Annotated in this window: 12 protein-coding genes; all 12 read right to left on the reverse strand. The window is 31.1% G+C overall.

Going from position 1 to position 12,985, the window contains the following annotated elements; all coding sequences use genetic code 11:
• Entirely contained in the window at positions 1–1,362 is a 1,362-nt protein-coding gene (gene murD, locus RBU61_RS10360; RefSeq protein ID WP_308875310.1) for a UDP-N-acetylmuramoyl-L-alanine--D-glutamate ligase, read from the reverse strand.
• An 18-nt stretch (positions 1,363–1,380) separates the two neighbouring features.
• On the reverse strand, positions 1,381–2,346 hold the full coding sequence (mraY, locus tag RBU61_RS10365; protein WP_308875311.1) for a phospho-N-acetylmuramoyl-pentapeptide-transferase: 966 nt from the start codon (positions 2,344–2,346) through the stop codon (positions 1,381–1,383).
• A gap of 33 nt (positions 2,347–2,379) precedes the next feature.
• Positions 2,380–3,840 (reverse strand): UDP-N-acetylmuramoyl-L-alanyl-D-glutamate--2,6-diaminopimelate ligase, encoded by a 1,461-nt coding sequence (locus RBU61_RS10370; RefSeq protein WP_308875312.1) that lies wholly within the window; start codon positions 3,838–3,840, stop codon positions 2,380–2,382.
• A 77-nt stretch (positions 3,841–3,917) separates the two neighbouring features.
• Entirely contained in the window at positions 3,918–6,077 is a 2,160-nt protein-coding gene (locus RBU61_RS10375) for a penicillin-binding transpeptidase domain-containing protein (protein WP_308875313.1), read from the reverse strand.
• An 11-nt stretch (positions 6,078–6,088) separates the two neighbouring features.
• Positions 6,089–6,547 (reverse strand): hypothetical protein, encoded by a 459-nt coding sequence (locus RBU61_RS10380; protein WP_308875314.1) that lies wholly within the window; start codon positions 6,545–6,547, stop codon positions 6,089–6,091.
• Between the two features lies 1 nt (position 6,548).
• Positions 6,549–7,508, reverse strand: coding sequence for a 16S rRNA (cytosine(1402)-N(4))-methyltransferase RsmH (gene rsmH / locus RBU61_RS10385; protein ID WP_308875315.1), 960 nt, complete (start codon positions 7,506–7,508; stop codon positions 6,549–6,551).
• A 14-nt stretch (positions 7,509–7,522) separates the two neighbouring features.
• Positions 7,523–7,954, reverse strand: coding sequence for a division/cell wall cluster transcriptional repressor MraZ (gene mraZ, locus RBU61_RS10390; RefSeq protein WP_308875316.1), 432 nt, complete (start codon positions 7,952–7,954; stop codon positions 7,523–7,525).
• Between the two features lie 306 nt (positions 7,955–8,260).
• A complete protein-coding gene (lgt, locus tag RBU61_RS10395) occupies positions 8,261–8,998 on the reverse strand; it encodes a prolipoprotein diacylglyceryl transferase (protein WP_308875317.1) in 738 nt (245 codons plus the stop codon).
• A 63-nt stretch (positions 8,999–9,061) separates the two neighbouring features.
• Positions 9,062–10,351 (reverse strand): EF-P 5-aminopentanol modification-associated protein YfmH, encoded by a 1,290-nt coding sequence (gene yfmH, locus RBU61_RS10400; protein ID WP_308875318.1) that lies wholly within the window; start codon positions 10,349–10,351, stop codon positions 9,062–9,064.
• Positions 10,352–10,392: 41 nt separating this feature from the next.
• Positions 10,393–11,667, reverse strand: coding sequence for an EF-P 5-aminopentanol modification-associated protein YfmF (gene yfmF / locus RBU61_RS10405; RefSeq protein ID WP_308875319.1), 1,275 nt, complete (start codon positions 11,665–11,667; stop codon positions 10,393–10,395).
• A gap of 132 nt (positions 11,668–11,799) precedes the next feature.
• Entirely contained in the window at positions 11,800–12,252 is a 453-nt protein-coding gene (locus RBU61_RS10410; protein ID WP_308875320.1) for a YhcN/YlaJ family sporulation lipoprotein, read from the reverse strand.
• A 76-nt stretch (positions 12,253–12,328) separates the two neighbouring features.
• Positions 12,329–12,979 carry a deoxyribose-phosphate aldolase gene (deoC, locus tag RBU61_RS10415; RefSeq protein WP_308875321.1) on the reverse strand — a complete coding sequence of 217 codons (651 nt, stop codon included), beginning with the start codon at positions 12,977–12,979 and terminating at the stop codon, positions 12,329–12,331.
• Positions 12,980–12,985: the final 6 nt, after the last annotated feature.

Genomic DNA, 12,985 nt, shown 5'->3' on the forward strand with positions numbered 1-12,985 from the left:
CTAATCCTCCTTTAGACCATAAACGGCATCTTTAAAATCTTTACCTCTTTCTTCAAAATTATTATACATTCCCCAAGAAGCACAAGCGGGGGATAACAATATATTGCTATTCTCTTCTCCAAGTTTATGAGCCAATTCAACGGCTTCCTTCATATTTTCTACTAGATGAACATTTTTAATACCTTTTTTCATTGCAGCTTCTTTTATTTTTTCTCTAGTTTTTCCCATAAGTATTAACTCTTTCACCTTTCCATTAAACGAAAGAATCAACTCATTGAAATCTGACCCTTTATCATATCCTCCAGCAATTAAAATTATTGGAGAATTTAAAGCCTCTATGGCTTTTATAGTTGAGTCAGGATTAGTCCCCTTAGAATCGTTGTAAAATTTCATTCCATCTATGGCAGTCACATATTCCATTCTATGTTCTACTCCCGGAAACTCTCTTAGGGTTTTAGCTACTATATCTATATCTAATCCAAAGGCAAAGGCAACTGCAACAGCCCCTAGAGCATTTTCTAAATTATGCTTTCCTAGTATCTGTAAATCTTCATATGGCAACACCTTTATAGTAGTTGCACTGTTCTTTATAACTATGTTTCCATCATCTATAAATACTCCATTATCTAGCCTCTCATTGACACTAAACCAAATAATATTTGAATTTACTTCGTCTTTTATTTCTCTAAGAGTTTTATTATCGTAATTAAGTATAGTATAATCTGTCTTATCTTGATTTTTAAATGTCTTTTTCTTTGCACTAATATAATTTGTTAAGCCTCCATGCCAATTCAGATGATCTGGTGTAATATTAGTTATAAGGCTTATCTTTGGTTTAAAAGATACTGTATTTTCCAACTGAAAACTACTTGACTCTATTACAAATACATCTTCTTCTTTAGCATTTACCATATCCCACAATATACCGACACCTATATTTCCTGCCACATATGTAGTATAATTAGCATTTTTAAAAATTTCTCCAACTAAGGTTGTAGTCGTTGTTTTCCCATTTGTACCTGTTATAGATATTATATTGTCTGTAGGAGAGATTCTATATGCCAGTTCTATATCTGTGATTACTTCAATATTTCTTCTATTTGCCTCTACTATAAGTGGAGAATTAGGTTCAATTCCGGGACTTTTTATTATTAAATCAATGTTTTCTAATGGTACATCACTTGTGTTTAAATGTTTTTCAACTGTTATATCTTTAGTTTTATGGAAAAAATCTTTTAATTCTTCTTCCTTTTTAGAATCAGATACTACTATTTTAGCCCCTAATTTATTCAGGGATTTCACTGTAGATAATCCAGAAATTCCAAGGCCTAATACTAAGACTTTTTTATCTTGTAAATACATCAAACCAACTCACTTTCCTTAAATTAAACTAAAAATTCCAATTAAACAAAGAACAACTGTAACTGTCCAAAACACTGCTACTACTTTAGTTTCCTTCCAACCTTTTTGTTCGAAATGATGATGTAATGGACTCATTAGAAAAACTCTTTTGCCTGTTAATTTATAGGATGTCACTTGTATAATTACAGACAATGCTTCTATAAAATATATTCCACCTACTATTGGTATTATTAATGGAATATTTAATAGTATTGCTATGGCTGATACTGCTCCACCTAAAGCCATAGAACCTGTGTCTCCCATGAAAACCTTTGCTGGATGAGCATTGTGTATTAGAAAACCTAAACAAGCTCCTGCTAAAGCTGTTGAAAATATAGTAACGCTATCCTGTCTCCAGTTTAATGCCACAAGTGCAAAAAACGATAAAACTATTAATGTAACTCCAGATGCTAATCCATCTAATCCATCTGTTAAGTTTACGCTATTTACAGTTCCAACTACTACAAATGCAATAAATGGAATGTAAAGAAATCCTAAATCTAAGTATTGATTATTTAAAAATGGTATTATAAGCTTAGTTCCTAACATGGATGTAGATGATTGATAAACCGCTAGCATTATTGCTAATATTATCTGCCCTATTAGTTTCTCATGTGGACGAAGTCCCAAGGATCTTCTTTTAACTACCTTGATATAATCATCAAGAAATCCTATTAATCCAAATCCAAAGGTAGATATTAAAAGTATATACATATCCTTATTTACCATTCCTGATGTAAGTACAGTAAGAACTAAAGCCATAAATATAATAATTCCACCCATAGTCGGAGTTCCTGATTTTTTAAGATGTGTCTGTGGTCCATCATCTCTAACACTCTGACCTATCTTAAGTTTTTTAAGCATAGGAATCATTATTGGTCCCAGTATAAGTGTAATCAAAAATGAAATAGAAATCGTTCTAAAAATATCTATATATTCAATCATTAAGTTTTTCTCCTCTCAAGTATCTAATCTAGTTTAAATATTCTTTGAGTTTAAATACTCAAGTACTATTTGTCTTTCATCACAAGGATAGGTTTCTCCTTTAATGATAGTATAAGTTTCATGACCTTTTCCTGCCAAAAGAATTATATCTTTAGGTTTAGCATTATCTAAGGCATATTTTATAGCTTCTATCCTATCAACTATTTTTATATAATTTCCATTTGATTTCTTTGTCCCAACTAAAATATCTTCAATTATCATTTCTGGATCCTCATACCTTGGATTATCTGACGTAACTATAAATAAATCTGCATGACTACCTACGGTTTCTCCCATTTCTGGCCTTTTAGTTCTATCTCTATTTCCACCAGCACCAAATACTACTATTTTTCTTCCTTCTGCAAATTCATCAATTACAGTAAGTACCTTTTCCAGCCCATCTGCTGTATGAGCAAAATCAATAATAACTGTATAATCTGTATTTGTAGGTACTACTTCAAATCGTCCCTTTATTCCCTGAACTTTCTCCAAACCTTTTTTAATTATATCTAGTGGAATATCATATGCATAAGCAACTGATGCAGCAGCTAAGGCATTATATACACTAAATTCTCCAGGAATATTAATTAATACATCAGTATTTCCCTTTGGAGTATTTAGGGTAAACTTCACCTTTGACAGTGTAAACTCTACATTAGTTGCAAATAAATCTGCCTTATTCTTTATACCATAAGTAATTAATGGAATTCTTTCGCCTACAGATTTGACGATTTCTTTTCCACATATATCATCTATATTTATTATATTGAATTTATTAGTCTTATAGAAAAGTTTTAGCTTACTATTAAAATAGTTTTCCATAGTTTCATGGTAGTCTAAATGGTCTTTAGTAAGGTTAGTAAATAAGCCTATTTGAAAATCTATATTATCTACTCTTTTTAACTCTAAGGAATGGGATGAAACTTCCATTATGGAAAACTCCATTTCTTTATCCACCATATTTTTAAGTAATTCGTGAATAACCAGGGAGTTTGGAGTAGTATTTTCTAGTTTTATACTTTCTTTACCTATAACTGCACCCATGGTTCCTATTACTCCAACTTTATTACTATTCTCCTCTAAGATGGATTTAATAAAATAAGTAATAGAGGTCTTACCATTTGTTCCAGTTATACCTATAACCTCTAAATCCTTCCATGGTTTATTAAAAAATATCCCTGAAAATTTTCCTAAGGCATCTATTGTATCTTCTACTTTAATTATTGTGACATCTTCTTCAATAGATATTTCTTTTTCTACTACTATGGCAACTGCACCGTTATCTATTGCATTTTTTATATAATCATGTCCATCTACAGTGAAACCCTTCTCTGCAATAAATAAATCTCCTTTTTCTACATATCTTGAATCATTTTTAATGTTTTTTATATCTATATCTAGACTTCCCTTTATTAAATCTATTTTATAATCTTTTGCTATATCTCTTAATTTCATATTACACCTACTTTCTTTCCTTGTATAACATTAACTAAAAGGCAACTTAAGATAAGTTGCCTCTACTTATATTACTCTTATGTGTCACCAAATTCAACCTCTATTTTTTCATCAATAGGAATTTGTAATCCAGGAGCTGGAGTCTGGCTTCTAACCTTACCTTCTCCTTTTAACTCATAGTTTAAATTTAAGTCATCAAGAATCTTTATTACCTCGGCTTTAGTCTTACTAGTTAAGTCTGGCATTATAATTTTTTCTCCTGATTCTACATTTAAGTATAAATCTATTATGGACCCTTTTTGTACTTGTATCTTAGGCAAAGGGAATTGATCTATAATAATAGATTCTGAAGTTAAATCTGAGTATTCAGTTGTATATTTTAATTCTAAATCTGTTAGTATTTTTCCTGCTTCCCCTATGTTCTTACCTATTATATCTGGCACTGTTACCGTTTCAGAAACCATTTCCTTTTCATCTTTAGTAAACTTAGGAGCCACTTCAAGATAACTTAATGTTTCTTCAAGGACAGATTTAGCCACTGGAGCTGCTACAGTTCCACCATAGTATTGACCAACAGGTTCATCAACTATAACTAAAATGGCAACCTTTGGATCGTCAGCAGGGGCTACTGCAACAAAGGACCCAATATATTTACCTGGTGCATATTTACCATCTATAATTTTTTGAGCCGTTCCAGTTTTTCCGCCTACTCTAAATCCAGGTATATAAGCACTAGTTCCTGTACCATCTCTAACTACATTTTCTAGTAACTCTAACATTGTCTTAGAAGTAGATTCTGATATAACCTTTCTTTTCACTTCTGGTGGGAAGCTTTCCACCACTTTACCATCATCATCTATCAATTCCTTTACAAGTCGCGGCGTCATTAGATTTCCACCATTTGCCACAGCAGATACTGCATTGATTAATTGTAAAGGAGTAACAGCAATACCATGACCATAGGACATAGTAGCTAAGTTTATTTCTTTTACATTTTCTGCATTAGATGGTACGATTCCTGCCTGTTCGCCATTTAGCTCTATTTCAGTTTTTTCTCCAAAGCCAAAAGCCTTTATGTATTTCAAGAATCTTTCTTTACCAACTTTTCTACCTACATCTACAAACACTACGTTACAAGATGTGTTCATTCCCTCTATAAAATTTAAACTTCCATGGGGATTATACCATCTAGAACACTTAAGTACTGCACCCTTTATATCCCTTACAAATCCATTACAATAAAAATGGGTTTCAGGTTTAATTACGTTTTCTTCCAATGCAGCTGCCGCGGTAATTATCTTAAACGTAGAACCCGGCTCATAGGCGTCACTAATTGCAAAGTTTCTCCACATATCATACCAACGTTTTTGAAGCTCTTCTTGTGACAAATTATCCCACTGTCTCTTAGTTTCTTCATTTAATGGAACTCTTGGTTCATTTGGATCATAATCTGGTTTAGTAGTTAATGCTAGTATATCTCCTGTTTGAGGTTCCATAACTATAACTGAAACATTTTTAGCTTGAGTTGCTCGAGCTGCTTCTTCTGCTGCTTTTTCTGCAAAATGTTGAATAATTTCATCTATAGTCAATACAACTGATAATCCATCGGAAGCTTCATATATTTTTTCTCCATCAAAGGGCAATTGTCTGCTGGCAGCATCTGTGGTTTTAACCCATTTTCCAGGGGTACCAGTTAGATATTTGTCATAGGTCTGTTCAATCCCCTCTAATCCATTATTGTCAATATTTGTAAAACCTAAAACATAAGATGCAAAATTACCATAAGGATAATATCTTCTATTATCATCAACTATTTCAATTCCCGATAATTTTAACTTTCTAAGTTCTTGAGCTTCCTCTCTAGTAATCCATTGCTTTAACTTTTCAGTTCCAATTTTCTTTGTAATCTTAGAATATACTTGTTCTTCATCTAAATTTAAAATTCTCGCTACTTCTTTAGCCGTCTTATCAGGATCTTTTATATCTGCTGGACTGGCCCATACAGTAGATGCACTAACACTTACTGCTAATTTCTTACCTTTTCTATCATAAATAATTCCTCTTTTAGATTTTATCGTTATTCCTTTAGTCCATTGTTCTAATGCACCTTTTTTCAGTTCTTCACCCTTTACAATCTGTAAATATCCTAGTCTCCCTATTAAAAAAGTGGATATAAACATTACTAAACCTAAAACGAATAATAACCTTTTCTTCGATGAATAACTGGGTCTTGCCAAAGTATTACCTCCTAAAATAAGTTTCTAAATATACTTACTAGTTTTTTCAAAGGACTCTCCTTATTAACCTTCTCTAGACTATCCATCTCATTTTCATTTATTGCAATATACACTACCTGACCTTCTTCTGGATAGTTCATTCCTAACTTTGTTATGGCATCCTCTGAAATCTTTGTTGAAGACTTTATTCCTTCTAACTCTCCTATTAAGTCTTGTTTGACTACTTCAAGTTCAGCTCTTTGTCTTTCTAATTTTGTTATCTCTTGCCTTACAGCAGTTATATTTGCATATCTAAATAGTATTAGTAGTGCTATTCCTAAGAAGAATAATGGCATACTTAAAATCATTAGTTTTGCAAGGCCATTATTTCTTTTCTTTTTTAGCTTAACTTTTTTTTGGCTTTTTCTCGGTTTCTTTTGTACTTCTAATTCCTCTGTAGGATAATACTTCAGTTCCCTCGCTACTAACAATTTATTCTCCCCCTTTTCTATTTAGAACACTAAGTTTCTCTGCTATCCTAAGCTTTGCCGATCTTGATCTAGGATTTAAGTTTATTTCCTCTTTACTAGGTCCTATTGGTTTTCTAGTTATGATTTCGATTTCTCTTTGTTTATCACATATACACTGAGGTAAATGTGGTGGACAAATACAGTCCTTATACAATTCTTTAAATCCTTCTTTAACAATTCTATCCTCTAAGGAGTGAAATGTAATAATCGCCAACCTTCCATGAGGATTTAATCTTTCTACCATCTTTGGAATAGAGTCTTTTAGTACATCTAACTCTCTATTTACTTCTATTCTAATTGCTTGAAAAGTTTTTTTAGCAGGATGGTGACCATCTTTACGAACTTCCTTTGGTATAGCCTTTTTTATAACAGTTACTAACTGAAATGTAGTATCTATTGGATGAGATTTTCTTTCCTCCACTATAAATTTTGCTATCCTCTTTGCCCATCTTTCCTCACCATAATTCCATATTATTTTTTCTAATTCCTCTTCTGAATATTTATTTACCACGTCCCAAGCAGAAAAGGATTTTGTCTCATCCATTCGCATATCTAAATCCGCATCTTTGTTATGAGAAAATCCTCTTGATTCCTCATCTAATTGATGGGAGGAAACCCCAATATCTAAGAGAATACCATCTACCTTTTCAATACCTAGCTGGTCTAATACATCTTCTATATTTTCATAATTATTATGAACTAATACTACCTTGTCCTTGTAATCTTCTAAGACCTTCTCTGCCTTTTTTAAAGCATTTAGGTCTTGGTCTATACCTATTAGCTTTCCTGTAGCCAATTTTCTAACTATATGAGATGAATGACCTGCACCACCTAATGTGCCGTCTACATAAATACCATCTTCTTTTATATTTAATCCTTCTAGTACTTCATTTAATAAAACTGATATATGTTCAAATTTCATTTTATCTCCCCCAGTTATATCCCAAGTTCAGCCATGGTTTCAGCAATACTCTCATAGCTTAAATTATCATCATTATTGTAGGCATCCCATTCTTCTTTACTCCAAATCTCCATCCTAGTAGATACTCCTATAACTACAGCTTCCTTATCTAACTTAGAATGTTCTCTAAGATTTGATGGTATTAATACTCTTCCTTGCTTGTCCAAAGTCCCTTCACTAGCACCTGAAAAGAAGAATCTAATAAATGCCCTTGCATCACGATTGGTTAGTGGTAATGTTTTAAGCTTTTCCTCTAAAATGGTCCATTCCTTTTTAGGATAGATAAAAAGACAGTTATCAAGACCTTTGGTCATAACGAACTCATCTCCTAAATCTTCTCTAAACTTAGAAGGTATGATTATTCTTCCTTTAGTATCTAAGGTATGTTGATATTCACCAATAAACATATAGACCACTCACTTATTATATACTATCTACCACTTCCTACCACTTCTCACCACTATATATACTATTCTATACTAAATCGAGTGAACCTTCCACCTTTTTTTCAAAAAAATATATTAGTACTTTTGTCATAATTTCGTATTTTTCGACTTTTCTAAGAGATATATATGAATTTAATGACATAAAAAGGCTGTTGGTATTTTTTACCAACAGCCTAAACCATAAAAATAGAAATTTTTCTATCTTTATTTTCTCTAAAAAATCTTTTCCTTAACAAGTTTTTAAATTTTTATTAATATATTTACTTTTTATATTACTACATTCTTTTTTCTTCTTCTATAGAATATATACATTGGAATTATAACTCCTATTACACTTACAAGTTGAGCTACTCTAATACTTCCCAACATTAGACTATCCGTTCTAAGTCCTTCAACCAAAAATCTAATAAAAGAATATAACGCTAGATATAAAAGGAATACTTCTCCCCTAACCTTTTGTTTATTCCTTCCGTACCAAAGAAGAAATAAAAACACTAGGAAATTCCAAAGTGACTCATAGAGAAAAGTAGGATGGACTTTTACTCCATTTACCATTATTCCCCAAGGTAAGTTTGTAGGTCCTCCATAAGCCTCCTGGTTTATAAAGTTACCCCATCTTCCTATGGATTGTGCTAATATAAGACTTGGTCCACAGGCATCTGCAATAGCCCAAAAATCTATTTTCCTAATTCTAGTAAATACAACTGTTACAATAATAGCCATAATTATAGCTCCATGAATAGCTAATCCACCATTTCTAATCCTTAATATTTCCATTAAATCACCTTTATACATATCCCAACTAAAGATTACATAATAAGCTCTTGCACCTACTAAACTTAGAGGAATTGCCCAAATCAATAGGTCTATTAAAGGCTCTTCACCAATTCCCAACCTCTTTGATTCCCTTAGTGCAATTATAGTACCTATAAGTACTCCCATGGCGATTAAAATTCCATACCATCTTACTTCAAGACCAAATACGCTAAATGCAACTGGATCCATAGTAAAACCACCTCTCATAATATATCATTTGTTTAGTATATCATAAATGGTAAAATTTTTCTATTATGATAATGGATTAACTATGGATAAAACTACATTTTCTTTTACGAAATGTTTGTTAAATCTTTCAATAAGATCTTTATACTCTATGGATTCTAAGATTTCCAAGTAATCTATTAAAAGAACTTCTTCAAAATAAAGATCCATAAAATTATTGGCAATAGACTCTACTGAATTAAAAGCCATTAAAAATCCACCGATATTTTTTCTTTTAATACGATTAAAATCATCTTCTATCAAAATAGACTGTGGGTCTTTTTCAAATAAATCCATTACTCTATTATAAACTTCCTTAGGCTTTTTAGATTCTCCCCCTACTAATGAATGTCCATATGACTTTTTACCTGTAAAATATGCTCCAAAACTACTATCTATAATACCCTCTTCATAAAGTTCATTATAAAATACAGAGCTGGAACCAAATATCATATCTAGAATAAAATTAGTTACTAGATCCTTCTTTACTCTCTCTTCTCCAGGTAGATTTACATCTTCATCTTTAAAGCCTATATAGAATAGTGGAGTTGAGGTCATCATGTTTTCCTCTATAAAACTTTCCTTTACTCCCTTTGGTTCTTCTTTAAATACTCTATTTACTTCTTCTATTTTTGTGTAATCTTTTCTTTCTGTTTTTTCTACTATCTTTAGTATTTCATCAAAAGAAAGGTCTCCCGCAATAAATAAAACCATATTATTGGGATTATAAAAAGTATCATAACATTTATAAAGCAATTCTTTATTTATATCTTGGATACTCTCTACAGTACCTGCTATATCTATTCTAACTGGATGTTCAGTATACATAGCTCTCAAGCAGTTAAAGAATACTCTCCAATTTGGATTATCCTTATACATATTTATTTCTTGGGCAATAATTCCCTTCTCTTTCTCCACATTTTCATCAGTAAAATATGGATGCTGGACAAATTGTACTAACAGTTCTAAATTTTCATAAAAGTTCTCAGTAGATGAAAATAAATAGGCTGTTTGAGTAAAATTAGTATAAGCATTAACATTTGCACCTAATTTAGAAAACTTGTCAAATATGTTTTCCTCAGGCTCCTCAAATAGTTTATGCTCTAAAAAGTGGGCTATACCCTCGGGAACTTCTATGGTTTCATCCTCTCTTATAGGTGTAAATATATTATCTATACTTCCATAATTAGTAGAAAATATTGCATATTGTTTTGTATAGCCTTCTTTTGGCATAAAATAAACCTTTAATCCTGAATCTAGTTCTTTAAAGAAAAGTTTTTCTTTTATTTTCTCATTTTCGTATATTTTAATATCCAATTTTTTACCTCCTACCTTTATTTCCTTAAGATATAATTAGTTTATTCTACCTTCGAATTTTTCATAAAATATATAGTATCTAGAGCCACTTGAGATATGGCATCTATTATTTCTTCTTTAGTTACGGTATCTATATCTTTTAATATTTCTTCTAAAGACCTATTATCATTGGATAAGATTTGGCTAAAAAAGTATTCTGATATAAGAAAAGCACTATCTCTAATGGATTCTGTAGAAGACTTTATGGATTTTTTTGATATTTCTATATCTTCCTCTGTGAAATTTCCTTTCTTCATCTCATCTAATTGTTCATTTACAATATCTAGTGTTTTCTCAAAGTTTTGAAACTCTATTCCACCATCTATTAACATTATAGATTTATACTTGTAAATAGTAGATGTAATATAATATGCTAAGCTTTCCTTTTCTCTTACATTTCTAAAAAGCTTGGAATTCGGTCCACTGCCTAATATATCGCTGGCTACTATAAGTCCATTATATAATCTATCCTCATAAGGAATTCCTGTCCTGAATCCAAGAACTAGCTTACCTTGAGTTACATCTAAATCTTCGCTTATCATATTTTTAGTTTGAACTCCAGATATGATTTGTTCCCTTGGTATAGTTAAAACATCTTTTCTCTCTGTCTTACCTATATTTTTAATATATTCTATTAATTCATCATCATATTCTCCTATATAAAATATTTCTATGGGACTAGTACTGATTACATCGCTATAGTGATTATACAATATATCTTCGTCAATACTCTGTAAATCTTCTACTTTTCCCAAGGGATATATACTAAATTTTTCATTTTTACACATTTCCTCTATACACCTATCTAGTGCATATGATCTTTTATCATTTATCCTACCTTCAATTCTATTCTTTAGGTTTTCCTTTTCCTGTTCCACATAATCTTTTCTAAAATATCCCTTTTCTAAAGTTGGATTATGAATAATAGACTGTAAAAGATTGATTACTTCATATATATTTTTCTTATCTCCTACATAATTTCCATTTATAGCTTCAACAGTGAATCTTAATACCTGTCTTTCTCCCCTTTTATTTACAGATATACTAAGATTAGCACCGTAAGTTTCTTCTAATTTTTTCTGTATTTTTAAATTTGTATCATATTCTTCAGTCCCTCTTTTAAGTACTAAAGGAAGTAGTGCGTTTTTAGTAACCTCATCCTTTGATAGCGGTCTTAGGAAGTAGTAGCTAAGTAAATTTGATTTGAATTTATCTGTATAGATTAGATTTAAATAGATTCCATTGTCAATTTGTATTCTTTCTGATTTTAAAGGCAATTCTATTCCTCCCTCTTATTTATATTATTTTTACTATACCCAAATTTTAATTTGTTACTTATATTAATATTATGAAATAGATAAAAAAATACAAAAACCCACTCTTTAGAATGGGTTTTTATTTTTTATTTCTTATTTGTTTTTCTCAACAAGTTTACTAATTTGACTAACGTATTTATCATAAGACGAACCATTCATTAAGTCCCCTATGATTTCTACAATTTGAAAGAATGTCTTTTCATCATCAGATATAAATACCTGTGATATTTCCTCATCCTTTTCCAATACTAAATTGTTAATTATCTGTTTAGTATCTTCTGTAAACTCACTATCTTGAGCCATAATAACTGAAACCAATGCTATGTCGTTGAAAATAATTGTAGCCGCATCATCTACACCAAATAGTTCAACTACATAATCTGATAGATCCTCTGATCTATCAATTATTATCTTATCTTCAACCGCTACCTCTATGGATGTTCGTTCCGGCTCTTCAACTTCCACTATTTCCTTATCAACTTTAGTCCTACATCCTGCTTGCAATATTAATACTAGAGTTAAAACAAATAATAAGTATCTTTTCACTCTATCCCTCCTCTTATTATAGTTTGGCATAATTTCCAAATTTTATAACAAGAAAAAGAATTTTTTTAATTTATATTTATATTTGTTTTGCTATTTTTACACCTGAACTAGTGCCTAGTCTTGTAGCTCCAGCTTCAACCATTTGTTTTGCAGATTCTAAATCTCTAACTCCACCAGAAGCTTTAACTTCTAATTTATCTCCTACTATAGATTTCATAAGTTTTACATCTTCTATAGTTGCTCCACCAGTTGAAAATCCTGTTGAAGTTTTTACAAAATCAGCTCCTACTTCCATAGAAAGTTCACAAGCTTTAACTTTTTCTTCCTCTGTAAGCAAACAAGTTTCTATAATTACTTTAACTATAGCCTTTCCCTTTGCAGCATCTACTACTGATTTTATATCTTCTTTGACTATTTCATACTCTTTGTGTTTTAATGCCCCAACATTAATTACCATATCAATTTCATCGGCACCATTTTTTATTGCATCAATAGTTTCAAATACCTTAACTTCCTTTGTATTGGCTCCCAAAGGGAAACCGATTACTGTAGCTACCTTAACCTTAGAATCTTTTAATATTTCCTTACAAACCTTTACATAATAAGGATTAACACAAACCGCAGCAAAATTATATTCCATAGCTTCTTCACATAAAGTTGTAATCATATCTATAGTCGCTTCTGGTTTTAAAATTGTATGGTCTATCATTCCTAGTATATTTCTCATTGAATA

Origin of the sequence: Tissierella sp. MB52-C2, assembly GCF_030931715.1 — a bacterium.
Taxonomy (GTDB): domain Bacteria; phylum Bacillota; class Clostridia; order Tissierellales; family Tissierellaceae; genus Tissierella.